The following is a 24944-nucleotide window of genomic DNA, read 5'->3' as shown; positions in this document are numbered from 1 at the left end:
CGTTATGCTGCGTCCATGACACTCACGATAAGCCGCTTGCCCTGGCAAGCGGCCGACGTACAAGAACAATTCGAGTGAAGCCATGAACATGTACCATGATGCCGATCGTGCCCTGCTGGACCCGATGGAAACCGCCAGTATCGACGCGCTGCGCCAGCACCAGCTGGAGCGGCTGCGCTGGAGCCTGAAGCACGCCTACGACAACGTGCCGCTGTACCGCAAGCGCTTCGACGAGTCCGGCGCCCACCCGGATGACCTGAAATCCCTCGACGACCTGGCGAAGTTCCCCTTCACCGGCAAGAACGACCTGCGCGACAACTACCCCTACGGCATGTTTGCCGTGCCCCAGGAAGAGGTGGTGCGCCTGCATGCCTCGAGCGGCACTACCGGCAAGCCGACCGTGGTCGGTTACACCCAGAATGACATCGACACCTGGGCCAACGTGGTTGCCCGTTCGATCCGCGCCGCAGGCGGGCGCAAGGGCGACAAGGTGCATGTGTCCTATGGCTACGGCCTGTTCACCGGTGGCCTGGGTGCCCACTACGGCGCCGAGCGCCTGGGCTGCACGGTGATCCCCATGTCCGGCGGCCAGACCGAGAAGCAGGTACAGCTGATTCGTGACTTCCAGCCCGACATCATCATGGTCACGCCGTCCTACATGCTCAACCTCGCCGACGAGATCGAGCGCCAGGGCATCGACCCCCATGACCTGAAGCTGCGCCTGGGCATCTTTGGCGCCGAACCGTGGACCGACGAGCTGCGCCGCTCCATCGAGCAGCGCCTGGGCATCGATGCCCTGGACATTTACGGCCTGTCGGAAATCATGGGCCCGGGCGTGGCCATGGAGTGCATCGAGACCAAGGATGGCCCGACCATCTGGGAAGACCACTTCTACCCCGAGATCATCGACCCGGTAACCGGGGCGGTGCTGCCGGACGGGCAGCTGGGCGAACTGGTGTTCACCTCGCTGAGCAAGGAGGCGCTGCCGATGGTGCGCTACCGCACCCGCGACCTCACCCGCCTGCTGCCAGGCACGGCGCGGCCGATGCGGCGCATTGGCAAGATCACCGGGCGCAGTGACGACATGCTGATCATTCGCGGGGTGAACGTGTTCCCGACGCAGATCGAGGAGCAGGTACTTAAAATAAAACAGCTTTCAGAGCTTTATGAGATTCATCTGTATCGCAATGGGAACCTGGACAGTGTTGAGGTGCACGTGGAATTGCGGGCGGAATGCCAACACCTCGATGAGTCGCAGCGCAAGCTGGTGGTCGGGGAGCTGAGCAAGCAGATCAAGACCTATATCGGCATCAGCACCCAGGTGCTCCTGCAGCCATGCGGCACGCTCAAGCGGTCCGAGGGCAAGGCATGCCATGTGTTCGACAAACGGTTGGCCAGCTGAGTCATCGGCTGCCTTTTCGGCCCCGGCATCGTCCGGGGCTTTTTTTTTGGCTGTTTGCCTTGAGACGTGTGGCGTCCATGAGATCGCGCGGCGCATCGCGAGCTTTGCTCGCTCCTACGTTTGTTTCGGGCCAGTAACGCCTGTGACAGGCGCGCGCGACAGCCTTGTTGGTACGACGCGATATCGCGCCATGCGCCAAAGCGTTCGCGCGCAAATCCCACAGGAATGATTGGCCCTAAACAAACGTAGGAGCGAGCAAAGCTCGCGATGCGCCGCGCGGGCGGCGCTCGATCTCACAGGCGCTGAAAATCCCCCGTCAAACCCTCAAAGCGATACACAAACCTTATTTGATACACATAAAACAGTTTGACGTTATGTTTTGTATCGCTTACAAATGACTCATGCCTTAGCAGGAGTCGGAACATGTACGCACAGCTAGTGGAAACCGGAGTCAAGCGCGTCAAGTCGCTGGAAGAGATGTCGCCCGAAGAGCGCAACTTCCAGGAAAAGATCGACGCCGAAATCAAGATCGAAGCCAAGAACTGGATGCCCGAGGCCTACCGCCAGACCCTGATCCGGCAGATCTCCCAGCACGCCCATTCGGAAATCGTCGGCATGCTGCCTGAAGGCAACTGGGTCACCCGTGCCCCCAGCCTCAAGCGCAAGCTGCAGTTGATGGCCAAGATCCAGGACGAAGCCGGCCACGGCCTGTACCTGTACAGCGCCATGGAAACCCTCGGCGCCGACCGCGACGAGGAAGTCGCCAAGCTGCACAGCGGCAAGGCCAAGTATTCGAGCATCTTCAACTACCCGACCCTGAGCTGGGCCGACATGGGCGCCGTGGGCTGGCTGGTCGATGGCGCCGCCATCGTCAATCAGGTGGTGCTGCAGCGCACCTCCTACGGCCCCTACTCCCGCGCCATGATCCGCATCTGCAAGGAAGAGAGCTTCCACCAGCGCCAGGGCTACGAACTGCTGCTGACCATGATGCGCGAGGGTACCCAGGCGCAGAAGGACATGGTTCAGGACGCCATCAACCGCCTCTGGTGGCCGGCGCTGATGATGTTCGGCCCGAGCGACGAGCACTCCCCCAACAGCGCCCAGTCGATGGCCTGGAAGATCAAGCGCCAGACCAACGATGAGCTGCGCCAGCGCTTCATCGACCAGACCGTGCCCCAGCTCGAACTGCTCGGCTGCACCGCCCCGGACCCTGCCCTGAAGTGGAACGCCGAGCGCGGCCACTACGACTTCGGCGAAATCCAGTGGGACGAGTTCTACGAAGTCATCAAGGGCAACGGCCCGTGCAACCAGGAACGCGTCGCCACCCGGCGCAAGGCCATCGAGGATGGCGCCTGGGTACGCGAAGCGGCCGTGGCCTATGCACGCAAGCAACAGAACAAGAACGCCGCCTGAGCGGCGATTGATGCGGAGATCGAAAATGTCTGTCTGGACCCTCTACGAAGTGTTCGTGCGCAGCAAGCACGGCCTTAACCACAAGCATGTCGGCAGCGTGCATGCCGCCGACGCCGCCATGGCCATCGAGAACGCCCGCGAGCTGTACACCCGCCGTAGCGAAGGCGTGAGTCTGTGGGTGGTGCCGTCGGCACTGATCACCGCCTCCTCGCCCGACGAGAAAGACCCGCTGTTCGCCCCTTCGGACGACAAGGTCTACCGCCACGCCAGCTTCTACGAACTGCCCGACGAAGTCGGGCACATGTGAGGTTGGCCATGCACAAGCACGATCTGATCCCGTATTTGCTGCTGCTTGGCGACAGTGCCCTGATCCAGGGCCAGCGCCTGTGCGAATGGTGCGGCCATGCGCCGGCACTGGAAGAAGAACTGGCGCTGATGAACGTCGGCCTCGACCTGGTGGGCCAGGCGCGCAATTGGCTGGAGTACGCCGCCGAGCTGCTGGATGACGGCCGCGACGCCGATGCCCTGGCGTTCCGCCGCGACGAGCGCGCATTCCGCAACCTGCTGCTGGTCGAGCAACCCAATGGCGACTTCGCCGTGACCATGGCCAAGCAGTTCCTCTACGACGCCTGGCACCATGCCGTGCTGCAGGGCCTGGTCGAGTCAAACGACGAACGTATCGCCGGCATTGCCGCCAAGGCCTTGAAAGAAGTCACCTATCACCTGCGCCGCTCCGCCGAATGGGTGCAGCGCCTGGGTGGCGGCACCGATGAAAGCCGCCGGCGCATGCTGGAAGCGATCCCCGCCGTGTGGCGCTTCACCGTCGAGCTCAGCGCCGGCAGCGACAACGAGGTGCAACTGGCACAGGCCGGCATTGCCGCCGACCCCGCAGCGGTCGGTGCGGCCTGGCTGAAACAGGTGAGCACGACCTTCGAATCGGTCGAGCTGCCACTGCCCAAGGCCGCCAGCCACTTCTACCTGAGCGGCCGCCAGGGCCTGCACACCGAGCACCTGGGCCTGCTGTTGGCCGAGATGCAGTTCCTGCCAAGGGCCTACCCCGATGCAACCTGGTGAGCTGATTGCCGGCGACCGTGGCGCCCGTGCGCCGCGCGGCGACGACCTGGCGCGGGCCTGGGAGGTACTGGGCCAGGTGATGGACCCGGAAGTGCCCGTGGTCAGCGTGGTCGACCTGGGGATCGTACGCGACCTGGACTGGCGTGCCGGCCACTTGCACCTTGTAGTCACGCCGACCTACTCCGGCTGCCCGGCCACCGAAGTGATCGAGGGCGATATTCGCCAGGCGCTGGAACAGGCCGGGTTCGCCGCGCCAGACCTGGAGCGCAGACTGACCCCGGCCTGGAGCACCGACTGGATCAGCGAACTGGGTCGCGAACGCCTGCGTGCCTATGGCATCGCCCCGCCGCACGGCAGCCCCAGCAAGCGCAGCCTGCTCGGCGCGGCCCCCGAGGTGTGCTGCCCGCAATGCGCCAGCCACCACACCGAATTGCTCAGCCAGTTCGGCTCCACGGCCTGCAAGGCGCTGTACCGCTGCCGCGAGTGCCTGGAGCCGTTCGACTATTTCAAATGCATTTGAGCCGTGGAGACCACCATGAGCCAGTTTCACAGCCTGACCATCAAGCAAGTGCGTAACGAAACCCGTGATGCGGTGTCGATCGCCTTCGACGTACCGGCGCACCTGCAAGCGGCTTTCCGCTTCACCCAGGGCCAGTATCTGGTGATGCGCACCGAGCTGGACAACGAAGAAGTCCGCCGCTCCTACTCCATTTGCAGCGCCGTGCAGGACGGTGAGCTGCGGGTGGCCGTCAAGCGCGTGCCCGGCGGGCGCTTCTCGGCCTTTGCCAACGAAGTGCTCAAGGCCGGCCAGCAGCTGGAAGTGATGCCGCCCTCGGGCAGCTTCTTCGTGCCGCTGGACCCGGCGCGCCAGGGCAACTACCTGGGCGTGGCCGCCGGCAGTGGCATCACACCGATCCTGTCGATCGTCGCCACCACCCTGGCCAGCGAGCCACACAGCCGCTTCACCCTGCTGTACGGCAACCGCTCCAGCTCCGGGGCGCTGTTCCGCGACAAGCTCGAAGACCTGAAGAACCGTTACCTCGACCGCCTCAACCTGATCTTCGTGTTCAGCCGCGAGCAGCAGGATGTCGACCTGTACAACGGCCGCATCGACGCCGACAAGTGCGGCCAGCTGTTCTCGCGCTGGATGGACGTGCCCAGCCTCGATGCCGCGTTCATCTGCGGCCCCCAGGCGATGACCGAGACCGTGCGCGACAGCCTGCAGGCCAACGGCCTGGCCAAGGAACGTATCCACTTCGAGCTGTTTGCCGCCGCTGGCAACGAAACCCGCCGTGAAGCCCGCGAGGCCGCCCGCCAGGTGGACTCGGCGCTCAGCCACATCACCGTGATCAGCGATGGCCGGGCACTGAGCTTCGACCTGCCGCGCAATACCCAGAACGTGCTGGATGCCGGCAACGCCATCGGCGCTGAATTGCCCTACTCGTGCAAGGCCGGCGTGTGCTCGACCTGCAAGTGCCGGGTGATCGAGGGCGAAGTGGAGATGGACAGCAACCATGCCCTGGAGGACTACGAAGTGGCGGCCGGCTATGTGCTGTCGTGCCAGACCTACCCGGTGAGCGACAAGGTGGTGCTCGACTTCGACCAGCTCTGACACCGCGTCGCCTGCTTCGCGGGCAAGCCCGCTCCCACATGGGCCAGAGCAGTACCTGTGGGAGCGGGCGCGCCCGCGAAGAGGCCATCAGCAACACCCCAAAGTGACCTGATTACAACAATTACAAAACAAAAGAGATCGCTTGCCATGACCCCGGAACACATCGAAAGCATCAGCAATCACCCCGATTTCCAGCACCTGGTGCGGCGCAAGCGCCGCCTCAACGGCAGCCTGACACTGGCCATGCTGGTGATCTACTACGGCTTCGTCCTGCTGGTGGCGTTCTCCCCCAGCACCCTCGGCCAGTCCCTGAGCGGCGGCGTCACCACCGTCGGCATGCTGGTGGGTGTGCTGATGGTGCTGCTGTCCTTCGCCCTCACCGGCATCTACGTGCACCGTGCCAACAACGTGCTTGACCCGCTCAACGACAAGCTCAAGCAGGAGTGCGCGCAATGAACTGGACTGCCATTTCGATGTTCATGGTGTTCGTCTGCTTCACCTTGCTGGTGACCCGCTGGGCAGCCCTGCGCACCCGTTCGGCGAGTGACTTCTACACTGCCGGCGGCGGCCTGACCGGCATGCAGAACGGCCTGGCGATTGCCGGGGACATGATCAGCGCGGCGTCGTTCCTCGGCATTTCCGCAATGATGTTCATGAACGGCTACGACGGCCTGCTGTATGCCCTGGGCGTGCTGGCCGGCTGGCCGATCATCCTGTTCCTGATCGCCGAGCGCCTGCGCAACCTGGGCAAGTACACCTTCGCCGATGTGGTTTCGTACCGCCTGGCACAGACCCCGGTGCGCCTCAGCTCGGCCTTTGGCACACTGGTGGTGGCACTGATGTACCTGGTGGCGCAGATGGTCGGCGCCGGCAAGCTGATCGAGCTGCTATTCGGCATCAGCTACCTGTATGCGGTGATGCTGGTCGGCGTACTGATGGTCGCCTACGTCACCTTCGGCGGCATGCTCGCCACCACCTGGGTGCAGATCATCAAGGCAGTGATGCTGCTGTCCGGCACCAGTTTCATGGCCTTCATGGTGCTCAAGCACTTTGGTTTCAGCACCGAAGCGATGTTCGCCAGCGCCGTGGCGGTGCATGCCAAGGGCCAGGCGATCATGGCCCCGGGCGGCCTGCTGTCCAACCCGGTGGATGCGATTTCGCTGGGCCTGGGCATGATGTTCGGCACCGCCGGCCTGCCGCATATCCTGATGCGCTTCTTCACCGTCAGCGACGCCAAGGAAGCGCGCAAGAGCGTGTTCTACGCCACCGGCTTCATCGGCTACTTCTACCTGCTGCTGATCGTCATCGGCTTCGGCGCCATCGTCATGGTCGGTACCGAGCCTGCGTATCGCGACGCGGCGGGCGCGATCATCGGTGGCGGCAACATGGTCGCCGTGCACCTGGCCCAGGCCGTGGGTGGCAACCTGTTCCTCGGGTTCATCTCCGCCGTGGCCTTCGCCACCATCCTGGCGGTGGTTGCTGGCCTGGCGCTGTCCGGTGCTTCTGCGGTGTCCCATGACCTGTATGCCTGCGTGGTACGCAAGGGCCAGGCCACCGAGCAGGAAGAAATGCGCGTGTCGCGGATCGCCACTTTGGTGATCGGCCTGCTCGCGGTGGTGCTGGGCCTGGTGTTCGAGTCGCAGAACATCGCCTTCCTGTCCGGCCTGGTGCTGGCCGTGGCGGCCTCGGTCAACTTCCCGGTGCTGCTGCTTTCGATGTTCTGGAAGGGCCTGACCACCCGTGGCGCAGTGTGCGGCAGCATGGCCGGGCTGGTGTCGGCCGTGCTGCTGGTGGTGCTCGGCCCTGCGGTGTGGGTCAACGTGCTGCATAACCAAACGGCATTGTTCCCCTACAGCAACCCGGCGCTGTTCTCGATGAGCCTGGCATTCCTCAGCGCCTGGGCGTTCTCGGTCACTGACAGTTCGGAGCGTGCCCAGGAGGAACGTGGCCGCTACCTAGGGCAGTTCATTCGCTCCATGACCGGTATCGGCGCCGCCGGCGCCAGCAAGCACTGATCTTTGACTCTGTCGGGTATAACAACAATGAACCGCACACACCTGAAATCGGCCGCCTGGTTGGCCACCTTCGCCCTGCCGCTCCCGGCCCTGGCGGACTTCATCGACGACAGCCACGCGCGGCTGGAAATGCGCAATCACTACATCAACCGCGACTTCCGCCAGAGCAACGCGCCCCAGGCCAAGGCCGAGGAATGGGCCCAGGGCTTTACCGCGAAAGTGGAATCGGGCTTCACCGAGGGCATGGTCGGTTTTGGCCTCGATGCCATGGGCCAGCTGGGCGTCAAGCTCGATTCCAGCCCTGACCGACGCAACACCGGCCTGCTGCCGTTCGGCCCGAACAGCCATGAGCCGGTCGATGACTACAGCGAACTGGGCCTGACCGGCAAGGTGCGGGTGTCCAAGAGCACCCTGCGCCTGGGCACGCTACAGCCGATCCTGCCGGTGGTGGTGTACAACGACACCCGCCTGCTGGCCTCGACCTTCCAGGGTGGCCAGCTGACCAGCCAGGACATCGGCGGCCTGACCGTCAACGCCGGGCGCCTGAGCAAGGTCAACCTGCGCGATTCGTCCGGCCGCGACGACATGGGCTATGGCGCCGCCACCAGCGACCACCTCGACTTCGGCGGTGGCAACTACGCGCTCACCCCACAGACCAGCGTCAGCTATTACTACGCAAAGCTTGAAGACATCTACCGCCAGCAGTTCTTCGGCCTGATCGACACCCGCCCGCTGGGCGAAGGCCTGAGCCTGCGCAGCGACCTGCGCTACTTCGACAGCCGCAACGACGGCGCCGAGCGCGCCGGCAACATCGAAAACCGCAACTTCAACGCCATGTTCACCCTCGGCGTACGCGCCCACAAGTTCACCGCTACCTGGCAGCAGATGTCCGGTGACAGTGCGTTCCCGTTCGTCAACGGCGGCGACCCGTTCACCGTCAATCTGGTGACCTACAACACCTTCACCCGCGCCGGGCTGGACTCGTGGCAGCTGCGCTACGACTACGACTTCGTAGCCATGGGCATCCCCGGCCTGAGCTTCATGACCCGCTATACCGACGGCCGCCATGCCGAAACCGCCACGCTCAGCAACGGCCGTGAGCGCGAACGCGACACCGACCTCACCTACGTCATCCAGAGCGGCCCGTTCAAGGACGTCAGCCTGCGCTGGCGCAACGTCACCTTCCGTTCCGGCAATGGCCTGACCAACGCCGTGGACGAAAACCGCCTGATCATCGGCTACACCCTGGCGCTTTGGTAACAGCGCCCACAAGAGGAAAACAGCATGTCTGACGCCCCAACCCTGCAGAGCTTCATTGCTGGCCGCTGGATCGGCCAGCACGGCGCCCAGGCCCTGCGCAGCGCCCTGGACGGCCACGTCCTGGCCTACAGCCACGAAGAACGCCCGGATTTCGCCGAAGCCGTGGAATTCGCCCGCGCGCGCGGCCTGGCCGAGCTGATGGCCATGGACTTCCAGCAACGCGCCCAGCGCCTCAAGGCCCTGGCCCTGTACCTGGCCGAGCGCAAGGAACAGCTCTACGCCCTGTCCCACCACAGCGGCGCCACCCGCGCCGACAGCTGGATCGACATCGAGGGCGGCAACGCCACGTTGTTCAGCTACGCCGGCATCGGCAGCCGCGAGCTGCCGTCGGGCAACCTGGTGCACGAAGGGCCGGCAATTCCGCTGGGCAAGCAGGGCCACTTCTCTGGTAGCCACATCCTGGTGCCGCGCGCCGGCGTGGCCGTGCATATCAACGCCTTCAACTTCCCGATATGGGGCATGCTCGAAAAATTCGCGCCGACTTTCCTGGCCGGCATGCCGTGCATCGTCAAGCCCGCGACCTCGACCAGCTACCTGACCGAAGCCGTGGTGCGCCTGATGAACGACTCCGGCCTGCTGCCGGCGGGCAGCCTGCAACTGGTGATCGGCAGCACCGGCGACCTGCTCGACCGCCTGCAGGGCCAGGACGTGGTGACCTTCACCGGCTCCGCCGACACTGCCGCGAAGCTGCGCGTCACGCCCAACCTGATCCGCAACTCGGTGCCGTTCACCGCCGAGGCCGATTCGCTCAACTGTGCCATCCTCGGCCCGGATGTGAGCCCGGACAGCGAGGAGTTCGAGCTGTACATCAAGGAAGTGGCGCGGGAAATGACCACCAAGGCCGGTCAGAAGTGCACCGCCATCCGCCGCGCCATCGTCCCGGCCAGGCACATCGATGCGGTGGCTAGCCGCCTGCGCGAGCGCCTGAGCAAGGTCGTGGTCGGTGACCCGTCGGTGGAAGGCGTGCGCATGGGGGCATTGGCCTCCCATGACCAGCAACGCGACGTCGGCGAGCGCGTGCGCAGCCTGCTGCAGAGCTGTGACCAGCTGTTCGGTGCCAGCGATGGCTTTGCCCCGCGTGGTGAAGGCGTTGCCGAAGGCGCGTTCTTCGCCCCCACGCTGCTCCAGGCCCGGGACCCGCATGGCGAAGGCGGCGCCCATGACATCGAGGCGTTCGGCCCGGTCAGCACGCTGATGGCCTATGACGACCTGGATGAGGCCCTGGCCCTGGCCGCACGTGGCAAAGGCAGCCTGGTGGCGACCCTGGTCACCGCCGACCGAGCCGTCGCCGCCAAGGCCATCCCGGTTGCTGCCGCCTGGCACGGGCGCCTGCTGGTGCTCGACAGCGAAGCGGCGAAGGAATCCACCGGCCACGGCTCGCCACTGCCGCAACTCAAGCACGGCGGCCCGGGCCGCGCCGGGGGTGGCGAGGAGCTGGGCGGCCTGCGAGCGGTCAAGCACTACCTGCAGCGCGCCGCGGTGCAGGGTTCGCCCAGCATGCTCACGGCCGTCACCGGCGAATACGTGCGTGGCGCCGAAGTGATCGAGACCGAAGTGCACCCGTTCCGCCGTTACTTCGACGACCTGCGTATCGGTGAATCGCTGCTGACCCACCGTCGCACCGTGACCGAGGCCGACCTGGTCAACTTCGGTTGCCTGTCGGGCGACCATTTCTACATGCACTTCGACGAGATCGCGGCCAAGGAATCGCAGTTCGGCAAGCGCATCGCCCATGGCTACTTCGTGCTCTCCGCTGCGGCCGGGCTGTTCGTTTCGCCAGGCGCCGGGCCGGTGCTGGCCAACTACGGGCTGGACACCCTGCGCTTCATCAACCCGGTCGGGATTGGCGACACCATCCAGGCGCGGCTGACCTGCAAGCGCAAGATCGACCAGGGCAAGACCAGCCCGCTGGGGCAGCCGCAAGGCGTTGTAGCGTGGGATGTGGAGGTGACCAACCAGTTGGGTGAATTGGTGGCCAGCTATGACATCCTGACCCTGGTGCTGAAGAAGTAATAAATGGGTTGGCTGTGCCGGCCTCTTCGCGGGGCAAGCCCGGTCCTACAGGAGATCACATCCCCTTGTAGGAGCGGGCGTGTTCCCGCGAAAGGGCCGGCACTGGCACAACATAAAGGCACATAGCCACCTCGTACATCCGCCCTAATGCCCTGTCCGCTCCTCGGCGCTATAGTCCGGCCATCCGCCACACCCCACGCCAAGGAAGCCATCCGCCATGAAACCCGCCAAGCTCCTGCTGAGCGCCGCCGTCCTGTTTGCCGTCGCCGGCTGCCAGACCATCAAACCTTCCGACCAGACCCTCAAGGAACGCGCCGAATTCGCGCTCAATACCCCGGTCAGCAAAGTCGCCAACGTGCGCAGCGACAGCACCCTCACCTACTACACCGTTACCACCGCCAAGGGCGAATACAACTGCCAGATGCCCAGCGGCGCCATCGTCGCGGTCGGCAGCATGGGCCTCTATGAGCCCACCCCGTCCTGCCTGAAGGAAGGCCAGGCGATCATCCTTCAGTGATGCTACCGCTGCCCCCGGCGCCGCGCTCCAGCTCCGGCGCCGCCGGCACCTCGCGCAAGGCCCGCAGGGCCGCGCGCAACTCCGCCGGGCGCACCGGCTTGGACAGGATTGCAATATTGCGCCCCTGCACAATCGCCTGGATCTTCTCCAGGTCATGCCCGGTCATGATCAAGGCCGGCACTTCCCAGCCCCGCTGCGCCCGCAAGCTGTCGATGCAATCGACCCCGGTGGCCTCCTGGCCCAGGTCGTAGTCGGCAACGATCACGTCACACTGGCTGACCAGTCCCATGGGTGAACCATGCGCTTCAACTTCGCAGCCCCAACGCTGCAGCAGCGCCGAGGTCGCACGCAACACGTTGTGATCATCCTCCACCAGGCACACCTTCAGGCCGCCGAGCATGGCGCCCTGCAGCACGTGCTGTTCGCTACGTTGTGGCAATGGCTGTGCGGCCAGCCGCGGCAAGCCCTGCAGGCTGACGGCCGTACCATGGCCGACACGAGAACGCAGCTGCACCTGCAAACCCATCAAATGCCCCAGGCGCTTGACGATCGAAAGGCCCAGGCCAACCCCTTCGACATCCTTGTCACGCACTTGGCGCACCCGGTAGAACTCCTCGAAGACCAAGCCCTGATGCGTCTCATCGATCCCGCGCCCCTGGTCATAGACCACGATGGCCAGCGCTTCACCCCGGCGCCGCACACCGAGCAGCAGCGGCCGATGGGCGGCGTACTTGAAGCTGTTGGACAGCACGTTCTGCACCATGGTCGCGAGCATGCCGCGGTCGGCGTGGGTCCAGTGCGCGCAAGGGCGCAAGCGCATTTCCACGCCCGCCCAGCGCGCCGCTTCGGTATTCTCGCGCAGCAGTTCGGCAAGAAACTCATGCAAGGCAAAGGCCTGGTACTTCGGTTCTACCCGGCCATTGTCCAGCGTGTACAGGTCGAGGATAGAGCGGAACAGCTGCGACACGTTGAGCAGCGAGCGGTCGATGCTGTCCACCAGGCGCCGTTCCTGCTCGGCCAGTGGCGCTTCGCGCAGGCAGGCGGTGAACAGCCCGATGGAGTGGATCGGTTGGCGCAGGTCATGGCTGGCCTGGGCCAGAAAGCGCGATTTCTCCCGGGTGGCAGCCATTGCCAGCTCCGAGGCCTTGCGCGTGCGCTCCAGCAGAATATGGGCGTAGAGCGGGATGACCGTACTGGTGGTCAGCAGCATCAGCACCATGAACGGGTTGGCCTGCCAGTAAGGGTTGAGCTGGTACACCGCCACCAGCGCGGTCAGCGCCAGCACCGTGGCGATGGCCAGGTAGCGGGTGCCGAAGCGCATGCCGTTGCCCAGGTTCACCCAGACCATCACCGCATACAGCGGCAGCGCCGCTTCGCCACCAAGTACCAGGCCGAAGCAGGTGCCGGTGTAGTCATGCACGATACCCAGCACCCGCCGCCACGGGTAATGCCCCGGCCAGCGGGCGATGGCCTGGCGCAGGCCGATCGACAGCACGATGAAGCTGATGATGTAGTAGATCACCGGCAGGTAGCTGTCGATCGATTCACCCGGCAGGAAACCCAGCACGGTGATGTAGACCAGCGCGCAACTGGCGACGATGACGCGCAGGTTGGCCTGGTCGAGTTCGTTGTTCTTGTTGTAGTCCATGGTCGACGTCCTTGTGCACGGGGTCGCATAAACGCCTGCTTGGCGCAGCGCTTGCCGTTGTCGGATGCTAACTTAGCATGGTCGGAACAACCGCCGTTCACAGGGAGTGTCAGGACGTGACGTGCCGCATCATCGTGGCGGACGACCATCCATTGTTCAGGGAAGCGATGGTCCGCACCGTGCAAAGGGTATTGCCACAGGCGCAGCTCGAAGAGGCTGGCGACCTGCAGCAGGTGTTGGCGCTGGCCCGCGAGGGCGAAGCACCGGACACGCTGATTCTCGACCTGCGCTTCCCGGGGCTCGACTGCATCGAGCGGCTGGCCGAACTGCGCCAGCTGTTACGCCGTACCACCCTGATCATCGTGTCGATGGTCGACGACCCGGCGCTGATCGAGCATGTCATGGCCACTGGGGTCGACGGCTTCATCGGCAAGAGCGTCGCCCCTGACGAGCTTGGCGCGGCAATCCTGGCCATTCGCGACGGCGAGGTGCTGGTCAGGTACAGCCCTTCGGGGTTGTTGCCGAGCCTGGGCAGCCCCAGCGAGCTGGAACAGCTCACCCACCGCCAGCACGAGGTGCTGCGCCTGATCGCCCAGGGCAAGACCAACAAGGAGATCGCCCGCGCCCTGGATATCTCGCCGTTCACCGTGCGCATTCATGTGTCATCGTTGCTCAAGGCGCTCAATGTCACCACGCGCACCGCCGCAGCGGTCAAGTACAGCGGTACCTGATACCGTTGGTCGGTGTCTCGCGGTTTGGAATGATCAGGCCAGTGCGCCAGTCACTCTCAATGAATGAGGGGTGGTCAATGGCTTTGCCTCTCACTCCTGTGTCTGGCCCGCCGCGGGTGGGCCCTTTTCCCCAGAACGAGGGCGCCGAAATGAACATACAACTGCATATGGGCGGAGGCAGCGCCCAGGACGACTGGCCTGAGCTGGACCCTGAGCAACGCAACGACCGGGCAGACGACCCGGATGCCGACCCGAACCTGAACGATGACGATCAGAACCGGCCTGGGGTGCCTGCCAGCGACCCCGAATCCGGTGCATGAGGCACTAGCTGGTCACACTGGAGTCGCTGACCGCCTGGCTGGGCTTGCCACCTGATACGCGCCAACTCACGGCGGTTATCCCGTACCGCTCAGCCATCGGCCGGCTGACCTTTCTGATCTTCTCTCGCCCGAATTTCGGGATGATGCCGATCCCTGCATCACAACTTGCCCAGTGCCAAGCCTCGGCGTTATCGATCTTCTCGAGCCGGATGATGAAACTGCGCGGCTCGCCGTGCAGCAGGTAATCGATAATGTAAAGCTGCGGACTAGGCATCACGCCGCCCTCCTTTTCTCCATGGATGACTTCTTCATTGAGTGATGCCGTCCGGGAAAGATTCAAAAAGATTGTCGAACAATTCACGGCAGACGGCCCGCCAGCCGCACTGGCGGGCTTCAGCGAGCGCCGCTATTGCTGATGCGGGCGCCCACCGCCGTGGCTGTTCTGTCCGCCCTTGCGGCCGGCCTCCGATGCCCGTTGCCGATCGTTGGCAAAGTTGCCGCCAGATGCCTGGCCGCCTTTGTGGCCAGCACGGGAAGCGCGTTCACGATCATTGGCGAAATTGCCTGGGTTGGTTTCCTTGGTGCCGCCACGTTGTCCGGTCCGTTGTTGATCACCAGCCATGTCATTTCTCCTTGCGATGCGGAGGGGTTGGGCGCATGAAACGGTGCCATGCCTTAATTCCGAACCGGCGATGGGAGGGTCTGCTCAATCGGATTGCGCGCGGCTGACCGGTGGCGCGAAAGGTGTTCGGCACGGATGTTTGTGCCGCAGGTATTGGTCAGGCAATTTTTCTCGATGCCAATGGTCACAAGCTCAAACGGTCCCACCTTGCAATGCCTCGCGGCAGAGCCGACGAGCGGCCTATAATGGTCGCTCATCTGCCCGGCGATGCTTCAAAGGGCCACCCTTCAGGTCTGCACAAGGCATCTCCATGACTGAGCAACCCGCATCGCCACAAAACCCTGCGCTGAGCCCCAGCCACCTGGATTTCCCGGTGGTCGGCATCGGCGCTTCGGCTGGTGGGCTGGAAGCCATCCGCACCTTCTTCCAGCAGATGCCTGGCGATTGCGGCATGGCCTTCGTGGTGGTGCTGCACCTGTCGCCCGACCACCAGAGCGTGGCTGACCGGATCATCCAGGAGGCCACGTCGATGCCGGTGCGCCAGGTCACCGAGCCCGTGCCGATCGAACGCAACCACGTCTACGTGATCTCCCCGGCCAACCGCCTCTCCACCAATGACGGCTACCTGCGGGTCACCCCGGCCAACCGCCGGCGTGGCGACCACGTGGCCATCGACCTGTTCTTCCGCGACCTCGCCGACGTGCATAAGGACCACGCTTTCTGCGTGGTGCTGTCAGGTACTGGCGCCGATGGCGCGGTGGGCCTGTCGCGGATCAAGGAACAAGGTGGCGTGACGCTGGTGCAGACGCCGGATGACGCGCAGTACGACAGCATGCCGCGCGCCGCCATCGAAACCGGCATGGTCGACCTGGTGCTGCCAGCTGCAGAAATGCCGCAGAAGCTGATGGAACTGTGGCGTACGGCGCGCCAGGTGAAATTGCCGGAGATCGAAGACGACACCTTGCCGCCAGCGCTGGGCACCAGGGCCGGCGATGCCCAGGCCTCAGAGCCTTTGCTTGAAGAGATCTTGCTGCAACTGCGCAGCGCTACCGGTCACGACTTCCAGCATTACAAGCGCGCCACCGTGCTACGGCGGATCGAGCGTCGCCTGCACGTGACCGGGCAGACCGACCTGGGCGGTTACCTGCGCTACCTGGAACAGCACGCCAGCGAAGCCACGGCCTTGCTGGGCGACATGCTGATTGGCGTCACCAATTTTTTCCGCGACCGGGAGGCGTTCGAATCGCTGGAGCGTCATGTACTCCCACAACTGGTCAGCGAAGGTGAGGACAATCGCGAGATACGCGTCTGGTCGGCTGGCTGCTCCACTGGCGAAGAGGCCTACAGCCTGGCCATGCTGGTCAGCGAGCAACTGGCGATGGAACAACGTGCCCGCAAGGTACAGGTGTTCGCCACCGACCTGGACGAGCGCGCCATCGGCATCGCCCGCACAGGCACCTATCCAGAAGCGATTGTCACCGATGTGCCGCCTACCCGCCTGCGCCAGTTCTTCGTCAAGGAAGACCAGCATTACCGGGTGCGCAAGGAAGTGCGCGAAAAGGTCCTCTTTGCCCGTCACAACTTGCTGTCCGACCCGCCCTTTTCGCAAATCGACCTGATCGTCTGCCGCAACCTGCTGATCTACCTGGACCGCGAGGTGCAGGAGGATATCCTGCGGATGTTCCATTTCGCCCTGCGCAGCGGCGGCTACCTGTTCCTTGGCACGTCGGAGTCTGCCGATGTGGCCAATGAGCTGTTCACGCCCGTGGACAAGCGCAACCGGATTTTCCGTGCCTGCGACGTCAGCCCGGCTGGCCGCAGTTCAGGCCGGCAGCTGCCAGACGCAGGCATGGCCAAGCTCGCCCAGGGCGCCCAGGCCAAGGCCAAGCCGGGGCGCAAGCCGTCCTATGCCGAGGTGCACCACCGCGCCCTGGCCCGGCGTACGCCGCCCAGCCTGATCGTCGACAGCGAAGGCAACATCCTGCACATGAGCGAGGGTGTCGGGCGTTACCTGCAACTGGCCGGCGGCGAGCCGAGCCGCAATCTGCTCAACCTGGTGCTGCCAGGCTTGCGCCTGACCCTGCGCAGCACGCTGTTCCAGGCCCGTCAGGGCACCGAGGCCGTGACCTCGCGCCCAGTCGACCTCGGCGAAGGTGAGCACAGGCCCCAAGTGGAAATCACCGTGCAACCCTACAAGGACGAGCCCAGTGACAACGAATGCCTGCTGGTGGTGTTCGAAGAACGCGCGCCCGACCCATCGTTGCCACTGCCCGGCGTGATCCGCCAGACCGACAGCATGGTGCTGCACAATCTGGAACGTGAACTGCAACGAACACGCCTGCAACTGCAGGAAACCATCGAGCAATCGGAGATTTCCAGCGAAGAACTGACCGCCTCCAACGAAGAAATGCAGGCGATCAACGAAGAACTGCGTTCGGCCAGCGAAGAGCTGGAAACCAGCAAGGAAGAGCTGCAGTCGATCAACGAGGAACTGCTCACCGTCAACTACGAGCTCAAGAACAAGGTCGAAGAAACCGACAAGGTCAACGATTACCTGAGCAACCTGATAGCCTCGACCGACATCGCCACGGTGTTCGTCGACCGCAACCTGCACATTCGCTGGTTCACCCCGCGCGCCACCGACCTGTTCAACATGCTGCCGGTGGACACCGGTCGCTCGCTGCTGGACATCACCCACCGCCTCGACTACCCGGCCCTGGCCGATGACGCCCGCGCCGTGGCCAAGGGCGAAACCATCATCGAACGCGAAATAGGCGGCCATGGCGATCACTGGTACCTGGCACGCCTGCTGCCCTACCGCTCCAGCGAGCAGAAAATCGACGGCACGGTGCTCACCTTCATCGACATCAGCAAGAACCACGCCGCCGAAGAGCGCGTGCGCCTGGGGGAAGAGCGGCTGAGCAAGCAGTTGGCAGAATCGCAGACCTCCAGCCACATGAAGGACGAGTTCTTCGCGGTGATGTCCCATGAACTGAAGCACCCGCTCAACCTGATTCAGCTCAATGCCGAGATCCTCCGCCGGCTGCCCACGATCAAGGGCATCGGCGCCGCCAGCAAGGCAGTGACGACCATTTGCGAAGCGGTGTCGAGCCAGGCGCGGATCATCGATGACCTGCTGGATGTGGCACGCATTCGCACCGGCAAGCTCAAGCTCAAGACCGAACCGGTCGACCTCGGCGCCATAGTCCAGGGCATCCACGCCGTGGTACTGAGCGAGCAGCATCCTTGCCCGGTGCGCCTGGAGCTGCCTGCCGACGACTTGCCCTTGATGATCGAGGGTGACGTCACGCGCCTGGAGCAGATCATCTGGAACCTGCTGAACAATGCGCTGAAGTTCAGCCCGCCTGGCAGCGAAATTCGCCTGGTGCTGAGCCACGACGAGGTACAGGCGCGGCTGCAGGTGATCGACCAGGGCGTGGGGCTGAACCCCGACAGCCTGGAGCACATCTTCGGCCTGTTCAGCCAGGCGGCGCCGCAATTGGCCAACCATGGCCGGGAAGGTCTGGGCATCGGCCTGTCACTGGTGCGCCAGCTCGCCGAAGCCCATGGTGGCAGCGTCGAGGCCCGCTCGGCAGGGCTGGGCAAGGGCTGCACCTTCACCGTGCGCCTGCCGCTGTGCGACCCCGGTTTGCAACCGCGTGCCGATGGCCCCGAACCATTCAGCGAGGGGCGGCTGCAAGGCACCATCATCTTGCTGGTCGACGATTCGCTCGAAGTACTCGAGGTCATGCAGGAATTGCTGGAAATGGAGAGTGCCGAAGTCATGGCCTACAGCGACCCGCTGAAGGCCTTGGAGGCTGCTGCCGACGGGCACTATGACGTGATCATCTCTGACATCGGCATGCCGGGCATGGACGGCCACGCGCTGATCAGGGCCCTGCGTGGCCATGCCCATCTGCGCACCACTCCGGCGATCGCCCTCACCGGTTACGGTGCCAGCGCCGACCAGTACAAGTCGCGCCAGTGTGGCTTTGATCGTCACCTGAACAAACCAGTGGGCTATGACGAACTGGTCGAGGCGATCGAGGCACTGAGCGGTTCGGTGCCTTACTGAAAGGCTGGGGCCGCCTCGCGGCCCCGGCAATTCAGGCGTGGACGCTCCACTGGGTGCTGTCGGACTCGATCGGCAGCTCATCGATGGCATGGATCATTCCGCTCTCCAGCGCTTCGTTGGGGCCGAGGATCCGCGGATAGGCCATCAGGTAGCGCGGCACATCCAGCACTTCGCGGCTGCCCTCGGTACGTTCGGCGACGATTTGCGCATACAGGCGCAAGTCATAGTCCAGGCTCATGGCGTATTCCGCCATGCGCGCATGGTCCACCGAGCCGTGCAGCGTCCAGTGGAACGGATGGAACAGGAACTTGCTGTAGCTGCACGCCGTACGGTGCTCGCCCGCCAGAAACAGGATATTGCCCATGGACTCGACGGTGCCGAGGTTATGGGTGTGCACGCTGATCGGCAGCGCCCGCAGGAAGTTGTACAAGGTAAAGCCATAGCTGCACTCGCCGCCCATGGTGGCGATGTTCAGCTGCAGCACGTCGGCGCCCTGCTGCATGGCGCGCGAGCAGGTGTTGATCAGGTTGCCGCAGGTGGATGAATTGATCGGCCCGGTGAAGTGGATGATATGTCTGGCCATGCTTGCCTCCAGTCTCTGGCAGGTCATTCCTTCGGTTTCTGCCCATCGTCGCCGCGCTCGGCCATCTGCTGGTACTGCTTGCGCAAGGCATGCAACTCGGCCGGGTCCATGTCCTCCAGGTCAAGCAGTGCCTTGTGCGCCTTGTGGGTGGTGCGCAGCAATTCGTCGATCTTGATATGCAGCTCGTCGTTGTCGCGGTTCTGGGTGTTCTGGATCAGGAACACCATCAGGAAGGTGATGATGGTGGTCGAGGTGTTGATCACCAGTTGCCAGGTGTCGTTGAAATCGAACAACGGCCCGGTGATGCCCCAGATCAGTATCAACAGGAAGGCCAGGCCGAACGTCAGTGGTCGCCCGGTCCAGTTCGCCAGCCACTGACAGAAGCGATCGAATTTCATCCCGACGATCTCCTGCGCTGCATATCCGCTATGCGGTGGAATCGCTGGCGCCGGCAAAGTTCAACTCTGGCCTGCAACATCGCCTTCGATCAACTGCGCTGAACCCTCGACACCCCGCCCAGGTCGCACCTTCAGAGTGATGTTCAACGGAGCAGGCTATGAGGACAGCAGCGTGAGCGATATCCGCATCGGCATTTCGGGATGGCGCTATGGCCCCTGGCGCAAGGACTTCTACCCCAAGGGACTGCGCCAGGACAGCGAGCTGGCATTTGCTTCGCGGGCGGTGAACAGCATCGAGATCAACGGTTCGTTCTATAGCCTGCAGACGCCCGAACGCTATGTGAAATGGCGCGACGAAACACCGGATGATTTCATTTTCGCGGTCAAGGGCCCACGCTACATCACCCATGTGCGCCGGCTGAAGGAAATCGAAGAACCTATCGCCAACTTCTTCGCCTCCGGGCCACTGCTGCTGGGCGACAAGCTCGGGCCGTTCCTGTGGCAGTTTCCGCCGAACATGAAGTTCGACGAAGCGCGATTCAGCCACTTCTTCCAGTTGCTGCCCAAGGACCGCAAGGCCGCAAGAGCCTGTGCACAGGGATGCGCGGAACAGCTCAAGGATCAAGGCGGTACTGCAATCAGGGGTAATGCGCGGCTGCGCCACGCTGTGGAGATCCGCCATGACAGCTTTTTGTGCGAAGCCTTCGTCAGACTGTTGCGCAAGCACCGGGTGGCGCTGGTGGTGGCGGACAGCGCGGGCAAGTGGCCGTATGTCGAGGATGTCACGGCCGACTTCGTCTACCTGCGCCTGCACGGTGACGTCGAGCTCTACAGCAGCGGCTACACGGCGCATGCCTTGCGCCGCTGGAAGCAGCGTATCCAAGCCTGGGCCCAGGGTAGCCAGGCCGATGATGCGAAGCTGATCGTGAACAAGGCTCCGCCGCGGCGGGCCTCACGGGATATTTACTGCTACTTCGACAACGATCAGAAAGTGCATGCCCCCTACGATGCGCGGCGCCTGCTGGAAAAGCTCAAGCTTGACTACCACCTGCTGACCGAACCGGGCGTGACGCCGCAGGTGCAGCTATGAACAAGACCTTGCCCGCCCCCCGTTGCATCATCGACAAAGTGACGACGGTACACCGCCTGAATGTGCTGACGATCAACGTGCACAAGGGCTTCACCCTGTTCAACCGGCGCTTCATCCTGCCGGAACTGCGCGACGCGGTGCGCACCACCAACGCTGACCTGGTGTTTCTTCAGGAAGTGCACGGCAGCCACCAGCAGCATGCCGTGCGCCACCCGGCCTGGCCGGAGACGCCACAGTACGAATTTCTTGCCGACAGCATGTGGCCGCAGTTCGCCTATGGCCGCAACGCGGTGTATCCCCACGGTGACCACGGTAACGCCCTGCTGTCGAAATTCCCGATTGCGCATTACCAGAATCTCGACGTGTCGATCCACGGCAACGAACAGCGTGGCCTTCTGCATTGCCATCTGGAGGTGCCCGGCCATGAGCAGGTGCATGCGATCTGCGTGCATCTGGGGCTGCGCGAGGCGCACCGGCAAAGCCAGGTACAGCTGCTGCTGAAGCTGCTCGACAGCCTGCCGGCGCAGGCTCCGGTGATCATCGCGGGCGACTTCAATGACTGGCGTTTGAAGGCCGATGCGGTGCTCTCCCAGCGCTTGGTCGAAGCCTTCGGCGAACATTTTGGCAGCCCGGCACGCAGCTTCCCCGCACGCATGCCGCTGTTGCGCCTGGACCGTATCTATCTGCGTAACGCCATGCCGACCAAGGCCCAGGTGCTTTCCATGTACCCCTGGTCGCACCTGTCAGACCATGCGCCACTGGCTGCGGAGATCAATCTGTGAACAGACCCTGGGTTGACGGAAACAATGTCGAGCTGCTGATCAATGGCGAGCAATATTATCCCCGCGTATTCGAGGCAATGGCTCAAGCGCAAGAAGAGATCCTGCTGGAAACCTTCATCATCTACGACGACAAAGTTGGCCAGCAGCTGCAGCAGGTGCTGATCGATGCTGCCAGGCGAGGTGTGCGGGTGGAAGTGGCGGCGGATGGCTACGGCACCGCCGACCTCCCTGACAACTTCGTGGCAGCGCTGACCGATGCCGGCGTCAGCTTTCATGCCTTCGACCCGCAACCCCGGCTGGCCGGCATGCGCACCAACCTGTTCCGCCGCCTGCACCGCAAGATCGTGGTCATCGATGGCGAACGGGCGTTCATCGGCGGCATCAACTACAGCGCCGACCACCTGGGTGACTTCGGCCCCATGGCCAAGCAGGATTACGCCGTGGAGGTGACCGGGCCGGTGGTGGCGCAGGTGCATGCCGCCAGCCGCAGGCTGATGGCCCCGGTGCTCGAGCCGCCCAGTGAGGTACGCCCGGTGACACAGCCGACCGGCAACAGCACGGCGGTGCTGATCGAACGCGACAATCGGCTGCGCAGCACCGACATCGAAGCCCACTACCTGCAGGCCCTGCGTGGTGCGCGGCGGCGAGTCGTGGTGGCCAATGCCTATTTCTTCCCCGGTTACCGCCTGCTGCGCGAGTTGCGCAATGCGGCGCGGCGCGGGGTCGAGGTCACGCTGATTCTCCAGGGCCAGCCTGACATGCGCTGGGTGCGCGCCCTGTCGCGCTTGCTCTACAACTACCTGCTGCGCGACGGAGTGCGGATACTCGAATATCGCCAGCGGCCGTTGCACGGCAAGGTGGCGCTGGTCGACGACGAGTGGGCCACGGTCGGTTCCAGTAATCTCGACCCCTTGAGCCTGTCGTTCAACCTGGAAGCCAACCTGTTCATCCGTGACTCGGCATTCAATCAGCAACTGTTCGAGCACCTGCAGACGCTGGCAGACGAACACTGCAAACCGGTGACCCTGGAACGGATGGTCCGCGGCTATTGGTGGCGAGCACCGCTGATCTTCGCCTGTTTCCATGTGATCCGGCATTTTCCGCGGATTGCTGGCTGGTTTCCCGCTCACCGCCAACGCCTGCGTTCCGTGCAGCCAGAAGTCGCGGCCCAAGGCGACCTGCATGAGGGCAATACCTGATGGCACAGAAAGCCTGGCAAATATGGGGCAAGCGGGTGTTCACCGTAGCTTTCCTGGTTCTGATCCCTGTGTTGCTCTATGTACTGGCGCGCAACCTGGACTGGAACGAGGTACGCCAGTCGCTGCTGGCCTACAAGCCGGGCACGCTGGCCATCGGCCTGGTGCTGGCGCTGTGCAGCTACCTGATCTTCGCCAGCTACGACTTGCTGGCCCGCGCTTATACCGGGCACCGCCTGCCGGCCCGTCAGGTGCTGCCGGTGGCATTCGTGTGCTACGCCTTCAACCTCAATTTCACCACCTGGGTAGGTGGCGTTGCCTTGCGCTATCGCCTGTACAGTCGCCTGGGCCTGGACACACCGACCATTACTCGCATCCTCACCCTTGGCCTGCTGACCAACTGGATGGGCTACATGCTGCTGGCCGGCAGCGTGTTCGCCCTGGGGCTGGTCGAATTGCCGGCGAACTGGGCGGTTGGCGCCAGTGGCCTGCGATTGATCGGTGTGCTTTTGCTGGTCATCGCCGTCGGCTACCTGCTGGCTTGCGGCTTTGCGAAAAAGCGGACCTGGCGTTGGCGTGAGCACGAAGTCACGCTGCCCTCGCTGCGCCTGGCCCTGTGCCAAGTGGCGTTGGGTGCCAGCAACTGGGCCATGATGGCCTTGCTGATCTTCTGGCTGTTGCCTGGCGAAGCGTTCTACCCCTCGATCCTCGGCATTCTGCTGATCAGCTGTGTCGCGGGGGTGGTCGCCCATATTCCTGCCGGCCTTGGTGTGCTCGAAACCGTGTTCCTCGCCCTGCTCCACGGGCAGATCGGCCAAGGCACCCTGGTGGCGGCACTGCTGGGTTACCGGACGTTGTACTACCTGATTCCGCTGGTAGCGGCCGTAGTCACCTACCTGATCCTGGAAAAGCGCGCCAAGGCCATGCGCCAGCGCGATAAACCGGCCTGAATGGCCCGGGAGGTAACATGCGCATGCATCTGATAATGACGTTGCTCGCCAGCCTGGCCAGCGGCGAAGTGCTGGCCGAAGCCTGTGATGTGCAGACCCGCTCCTCCAGCGAAGCGGTAAAGCCGGTCGAGCATCACACCTGCTACAGCTTCAGCAACATGCCCGCCGAAGCGATCAACTGGTCGTGCAGCAACGAGAGCAAGGACATGCTCAGCACCGAAAAACACAAGGTGGCGCGTTGTGCCGATGGCAGTGTGGGCAGCTGCATCGCACCACTGACCCAGGAAACCCTGGCCAACCCCAAGGCCGGCGGGCGGGACCAGCCTTCGACCAAGCCGGCCCTGAGCAAGGATGCCAGGGTTATCACCTATTACTACGACACGCCCAGCCTCGGTCAGGCCCGTGCAGACTGCGAACGCGCCGAGGGCATCTGGCAGACACATTGACCCAGAGAATGCGCTTCAGGGCGAGATAGGGTCACTGGCCGGGAAGGTCTCGTCCAGCGCATTGTCCACGTTGCTTTCCTTGGGCTGCACGGTTTCTCCACACTTGCAGTCGGCCATGCGGCACGGTTCGCCATTGCGGTGCCCGCTGGCGCAGGCCTCGCAGCAGTAGGCCTTGCCACCCTGCTGCACGGCATTGGCATCGACGGTACAGCTGCAATGATTACAGGCACAACGTTGCTCGTTCATCGTGTGTTCCCCTCGTCGTCTTCGATGACATCATCTGTCCATGGCTCGCCATCCAGTGGTGCAGAACGTGCAAGTTCTGCCTCATCCAGACCGATGCCGCCGCCAATCTCGTCGGCATCCACATGGCGCAGGGCCTGGTCTGCCGGCCCTCCGTCGCCAGGTTCATGCGGGTCGCGGGCGCCGGTTTCGTCCAGCAGCGTGTCGGGGCTGAGGTCGTCGTAGGTCACGTTGTCCTCATGCAGGCTGTCGCTCAGGGCTTCGCCGCCGGTCATGCCGCTTTCGGCAACGCGCCGCGGCGGGAATTCCTGGGCCACCTCAGCGGCTGGCCGTTCATCGCCGACACGGCCTTCGCGCTCGTCGTTTCGGTCGCTGAAGTCCAGTTCACGGACACTGCCCATGCGGTCTTCGGTGTCGTCGATTTCGGTGGGTGTGTAGGCCTTGGGATCGTCGGGTCGGTTCATCTGGGTTCTCCATCAGTGCGGTACACACGG

The 24944-nt window shown here is 63.8% G+C and carries 25 protein-coding genes and 1 pseudogene; 19 read left to right on the top strand and 7 right to left on the bottom strand.

Annotation, left to right across the window (positions count from 1 at the left end):
* Positions 1-82: 82 nt before the first annotated feature.
* The 11 genes and pseudogenes from paaK (at position 83) to C2H86_RS25785 (ending at position 11366) form a co-directional block, all read left to right on the top strand.
* Positions 83-1402, top strand: a complete 1320-nt coding sequence (gene paaK, locus C2H86_RS25835; protein WP_159410491.1) for a phenylacetate--CoA ligase PaaK — start codon at positions 83-85, stop codon at positions 1400-1402.
* Positions 1403-1825: 423 nt separating this feature from the next.
* Positions 1826-2815, top strand: coding sequence for a 1,2-phenylacetyl-CoA epoxidase subunit PaaA (gene paaA / locus C2H86_RS25830; RefSeq protein WP_159410490.1), 990 nt, complete (start codon positions 1826-1828; stop codon positions 2813-2815).
* Between the two features lie 25 nt (positions 2816-2840).
* On the top strand, positions 2841-3122 hold the full coding sequence (gene paaB, locus C2H86_RS25825) for a 1,2-phenylacetyl-CoA epoxidase subunit PaaB (protein ID WP_004374528.1): 282 nt from the start codon (positions 2841-2843) through the stop codon (positions 3120-3122).
* Between the two features lie 8 nt (positions 3123-3130).
* Positions 3131-3889 carry a 1,2-phenylacetyl-CoA epoxidase subunit PaaC gene (gene paaC / locus C2H86_RS25820; protein WP_159410489.1) on the top strand — a complete coding sequence of 253 codons (759 nt, stop codon included), beginning with the start codon at positions 3131-3133 and terminating at the stop codon, positions 3887-3889.
* Positions 3876-4409 carry a 1,2-phenylacetyl-CoA epoxidase subunit PaaD gene (gene paaD / locus C2H86_RS25815; RefSeq protein ID WP_159410488.1) on the top strand — a complete coding sequence of 178 codons (534 nt, stop codon included), beginning with the start codon at positions 3876-3878 and terminating at the stop codon, positions 4407-4409. Before paaC ends, paaD begins: the two co-directional genes overlap by 14 nt.
* Before the next feature lie 15 nt (positions 4410-4424).
* Complete coding sequence (gene paaE / locus C2H86_RS25810; RefSeq protein WP_159410487.1) at positions 4425-5501, top strand: 1,2-phenylacetyl-CoA epoxidase subunit PaaE; 1077 nt, start codon at positions 4425-4427, stop codon at positions 5499-5501.
* Positions 5502-5648: 147 nt separating this feature from the next.
* The gene (locus C2H86_RS25805; RefSeq protein ID WP_110637637.1) at positions 5649-5957 is read left to right on the top strand and encodes a DUF485 domain-containing protein; all 309 of its coding nucleotides are present in this window, start codon (positions 5649-5651) and stop codon (positions 5955-5957) included.
* Positions 5948-7516: pseudogene (locus C2H86_RS25800) on the top strand (cation acetate symporter); the annotation flags it as partial. The gene C2H86_RS25805 and the pseudogene C2H86_RS25800, both read left to right, overlap by 10 nt.
* Before the next feature lie 27 nt (positions 7517-7543).
* Positions 7544-8776 (top strand): OprD family porin, encoded by a 1233-nt coding sequence (locus tag C2H86_RS25795; RefSeq protein ID WP_159410485.1) that lies wholly within the window; start codon positions 7544-7546, stop codon positions 8774-8776.
* 24 nt (positions 8777-8800) lie between these two features.
* Entirely contained in the window at positions 8801-10849 is a 2049-nt protein-coding gene (gene paaZ / locus C2H86_RS25790; protein WP_159410484.1) for a phenylacetic acid degradation bifunctional protein PaaZ, read from the top strand.
* 217 nt (positions 10850-11066) lie between these two features.
* Positions 11067-11366, top strand: coding sequence for a hypothetical protein (locus C2H86_RS25785; RefSeq protein WP_159410483.1), 300 nt, complete (start codon positions 11067-11069; stop codon positions 11364-11366).
* On the opposite strand, the gene C2H86_RS25780 is transcribed toward C2H86_RS25785, so the two are convergent.
* Complete coding sequence (locus C2H86_RS25780; RefSeq protein ID WP_159410482.1) at positions 11353-13014, bottom strand: ATP-binding response regulator; 1662 nt, start codon at positions 13012-13014, stop codon at positions 11353-11355. The two genes, C2H86_RS25785 and C2H86_RS25780, sit on opposite strands and share 14 nt — an antisense overlap.
* A gap of 116 nt (positions 13015-13130) precedes the next feature.
* Between C2H86_RS25780 and C2H86_RS25775 the strand changes: the two genes are divergently transcribed.
* On the top strand, positions 13131-13745 hold the full coding sequence (locus C2H86_RS25775) for a LuxR C-terminal-related transcriptional regulator (protein WP_159410481.1): 615 nt from the start codon (positions 13131-13133) through the stop codon (positions 13743-13745).
* A gap of 149 nt (positions 13746-13894) precedes the next feature.
* Positions 13895-14065, top strand: coding sequence for a hypothetical protein (locus C2H86_RS25770; RefSeq protein ID WP_159410480.1), 171 nt, complete (start codon positions 13895-13897; stop codon positions 14063-14065).
* A gap of 4 nt (positions 14066-14069) precedes the next feature.
* Here the strand turns inward: C2H86_RS25770 and C2H86_RS25765 are convergent, their stop codons facing one another.
* Together C2H86_RS25765 and C2H86_RS25760 are read right to left on the bottom strand one after the other, a co-directional pair.
* Entirely contained in the window at positions 14070-14339 is a 270-nt protein-coding gene (locus C2H86_RS25765; RefSeq protein WP_159410479.1) for a DUF6555 family protein, read from the bottom strand.
* A 132-nt stretch (positions 14340-14471) separates the two neighbouring features.
* Positions 14472-14687: a general stress protein gene (locus tag C2H86_RS25760; RefSeq protein WP_103447403.1), complete on the bottom strand. Its 216-nt coding sequence runs from the start codon at positions 14685-14687 to the stop codon at positions 14472-14474.
* Between the two features lie 310 nt (positions 14688-14997).
* On the opposite strand from C2H86_RS25760, the gene C2H86_RS25755 reads away from it, so the two are divergent.
* A complete protein-coding gene (locus tag C2H86_RS25755; RefSeq protein WP_159410478.1) occupies positions 14998-18762 on the top strand; it encodes a CheR family methyltransferase in 3765 nt (1254 codons plus the stop codon).
* Between the two features lie 31 nt (positions 18763-18793).
* On the opposite strand, the gene C2H86_RS25750 is transcribed toward C2H86_RS25755, so the two are convergent.
* Positions 18794-19345, bottom strand: a complete 552-nt coding sequence (locus tag C2H86_RS25750) for an ATP-dependent Clp protease proteolytic subunit (protein WP_159410477.1) — start codon at positions 19343-19345, stop codon at positions 18794-18796.
* A gap of 23 nt (positions 19346-19368) precedes the next feature.
* Complete coding sequence (locus C2H86_RS25745) at positions 19369-19743, bottom strand: low affinity iron permease family protein (protein ID WP_159410476.1); 375 nt, start codon at positions 19741-19743, stop codon at positions 19369-19371.
* 172 nt (positions 19744-19915) lie between these two features.
* Between C2H86_RS25745 and C2H86_RS25740 the strand changes: the two genes are divergently transcribed.
* Genes C2H86_RS25740 through C2H86_RS25720 form a run of 5 tightly spaced genes read left to right on the top strand, consistent with a single transcriptional unit; the run spans position 19916 to position 24207 of the window.
* Positions 19916-20833: a DUF72 domain-containing protein gene (locus C2H86_RS25740; protein ID WP_159410475.1), complete on the top strand. Its 918-nt coding sequence runs from the start codon at positions 19916-19918 to the stop codon at positions 20831-20833.
* Positions 20830-21615, top strand: coding sequence for an endonuclease/exonuclease/phosphatase family protein (locus tag C2H86_RS25735; RefSeq protein ID WP_159410474.1), 786 nt, complete (start codon positions 20830-20832; stop codon positions 21613-21615). Before C2H86_RS25740 ends, C2H86_RS25735 begins: the two co-directional genes overlap by 4 nt.
* Positions 21612-22814 carry a cardiolipin synthase ClsB gene (gene clsB, locus C2H86_RS25730; RefSeq protein WP_159410473.1) on the top strand — a complete coding sequence of 401 codons (1203 nt, stop codon included), beginning with the start codon at positions 21612-21614 and terminating at the stop codon, positions 22812-22814. Before C2H86_RS25735 ends, clsB begins: the two co-directional genes overlap by 4 nt.
* The gene (locus tag C2H86_RS25725; protein ID WP_159410472.1) at positions 22814-23761 is read left to right on the top strand and encodes a lysylphosphatidylglycerol synthase domain-containing protein; all 948 of its coding nucleotides are present in this window, start codon (positions 22814-22816) and stop codon (positions 23759-23761) included. Before clsB ends, C2H86_RS25725 begins: the two co-directional genes overlap by 1 nt.
* A 17-nt stretch (positions 23762-23778) precedes the next feature.
* On the top strand, positions 23779-24207 hold the full coding sequence (locus tag C2H86_RS25720; protein WP_159410471.1) for a hypothetical protein: 429 nt from the start codon (positions 23779-23781) through the stop codon (positions 24205-24207).
* A 15-nt stretch (positions 24208-24222) separates the two neighbouring features.
* Here the strand turns inward: C2H86_RS25720 and C2H86_RS25715 are convergent, their stop codons facing one another.
* Both C2H86_RS25715 and C2H86_RS25710 read right to left on the bottom strand, forming a co-directional pair.
* Entirely contained in the window at positions 24223-24453 is a 231-nt protein-coding gene (locus C2H86_RS25715) for a metallothionein (protein ID WP_159410470.1), read from the bottom strand.
* Complete coding sequence (locus tag C2H86_RS25710) at positions 24450-24914, bottom strand: phosphotransferase system, HPr-related protein (protein WP_159410469.1); 465 nt, start codon at positions 24912-24914, stop codon at positions 24450-24452. Before C2H86_RS25710 ends, C2H86_RS25715 begins: the two co-directional genes overlap by 4 nt.
* Positions 24915-24944: the final 30 nt, after the last annotated feature.

The organism is Pseudomonas putida, from assembly GCF_009883635.2.
Classification (GTDB): Bacteria; Pseudomonadota; Gammaproteobacteria; order Pseudomonadales; family Pseudomonadaceae; genus Aquipseudomonas; species Aquipseudomonas putida_W.
Note: the sequence above shows the minus strand (reverse complement) of the source record. Positions and strands in the feature narration are given on the sequence as shown.

Bases quoted from the DNA above. Each gene is read 5' to 3' on its own strand.
- C2H86_RS25780 (WP_159410482.1), bottom strand. From the start codon at position 13,014: ATGGACTACAACAAGAACAACGAACTCGACCAGGCCAACCTGCGCGTC.
- paaB (WP_004374528.1), top strand. From the start codon at position 2,841: ATGTCTGTCTGGACCCTCTACGAAGTGTTCGTGCGCAGCAAGCACGGC.
- C2H86_RS25765 (WP_159410479.1), bottom strand. From the start codon at position 14,339: ATGCCTAGTCCGCAGCTTTACATTATCGATTACCTGCTGCACGGCGAG.
- C2H86_RS25725 (WP_159410472.1), top strand. From the start codon at position 22,814: ATGGCACAGAAAGCCTGGCAAATATGGGGCAAGCGGGTGTTCACCGTA.
- paaZ (WP_159410484.1), top strand. From the start codon at position 8,801: ATGTCTGACGCCCCAACCCTGCAGAGCTTCATTGCTGGCCGCTGGATC.
- C2H86_RS25785 (WP_159410483.1), top strand. From the start codon at position 11,067: ATGAAACCCGCCAAGCTCCTGCTGAGCGCCGCCGTCCTGTTTGCCGTC.
- C2H86_RS25745 (WP_159410476.1), bottom strand. From the start codon at position 19,743: ATGAAATTCGATCGCTTCTGTCAGTGGCTGGCGAACTGGACCGGGCGA.
- C2H86_RS25720 (WP_159410471.1), top strand. From the start codon at position 23,779: ATGCGCATGCATCTGATAATGACGTTGCTCGCCAGCCTGGCCAGCGGC.
- C2H86_RS25750 (WP_159410477.1), bottom strand. From the start codon at position 19,345: ATGGCCAGACATATCATCCACTTCACCGGGCCGATCAATTCATCCACC.
- paaA (WP_159410490.1), top strand. From the start codon at position 1,826: ATGTACGCACAGCTAGTGGAAACCGGAGTCAAGCGCGTCAAGTCGCTG.
- paaE (WP_159410487.1), top strand. From the start codon at position 4,425: ATGAGCCAGTTTCACAGCCTGACCATCAAGCAAGTGCGTAACGAAACC.
- C2H86_RS25760 (WP_103447403.1), bottom strand. From the start codon at position 14,687: ATGGCTGGTGATCAACAACGGACCGGACAACGTGGCGGCACCAAGGAA.
- C2H86_RS25710 (WP_159410469.1), bottom strand. From the start codon at position 24,914: ATGAACCGACCCGACGATCCCAAGGCCTACACACCCACCGAAATCGAC.
- paaC (WP_159410489.1), top strand. From the start codon at position 3,131: ATGCACAAGCACGATCTGATCCCGTATTTGCTGCTGCTTGGCGACAGT.
- C2H86_RS25805 (WP_110637637.1), top strand. From the start codon at position 5,649: ATGACCCCGGAACACATCGAAAGCATCAGCAATCACCCCGATTTCCAG.
- C2H86_RS25770 (WP_159410480.1), top strand. From the start codon at position 13,895: ATGAACATACAACTGCATATGGGCGGAGGCAGCGCCCAGGACGACTGG.
- paaK (WP_159410491.1), top strand. From the start codon at position 83: ATGAACATGTACCATGATGCCGATCGTGCCCTGCTGGACCCGATGGAA.
- C2H86_RS25795 (WP_159410485.1), top strand. From the start codon at position 7,544: ATGAACCGCACACACCTGAAATCGGCCGCCTGGTTGGCCACCTTCGCC.
- C2H86_RS25715 (WP_159410470.1), bottom strand. From the start codon at position 24,453: ATGAACGAGCAACGTTGTGCCTGTAATCATTGCAGCTGTACCGTCGAT.
- C2H86_RS25755 (WP_159410478.1), top strand. From the start codon at position 14,998: ATGACTGAGCAACCCGCATCGCCACAAAACCCTGCGCTGAGCCCCAGC.
- C2H86_RS25735 (WP_159410474.1), top strand. From the start codon at position 20,830: ATGAACAAGACCTTGCCCGCCCCCCGTTGCATCATCGACAAAGTGACG.
- paaD (WP_159410488.1), top strand. From the start codon at position 3,876: ATGCAACCTGGTGAGCTGATTGCCGGCGACCGTGGCGCCCGTGCGCCG.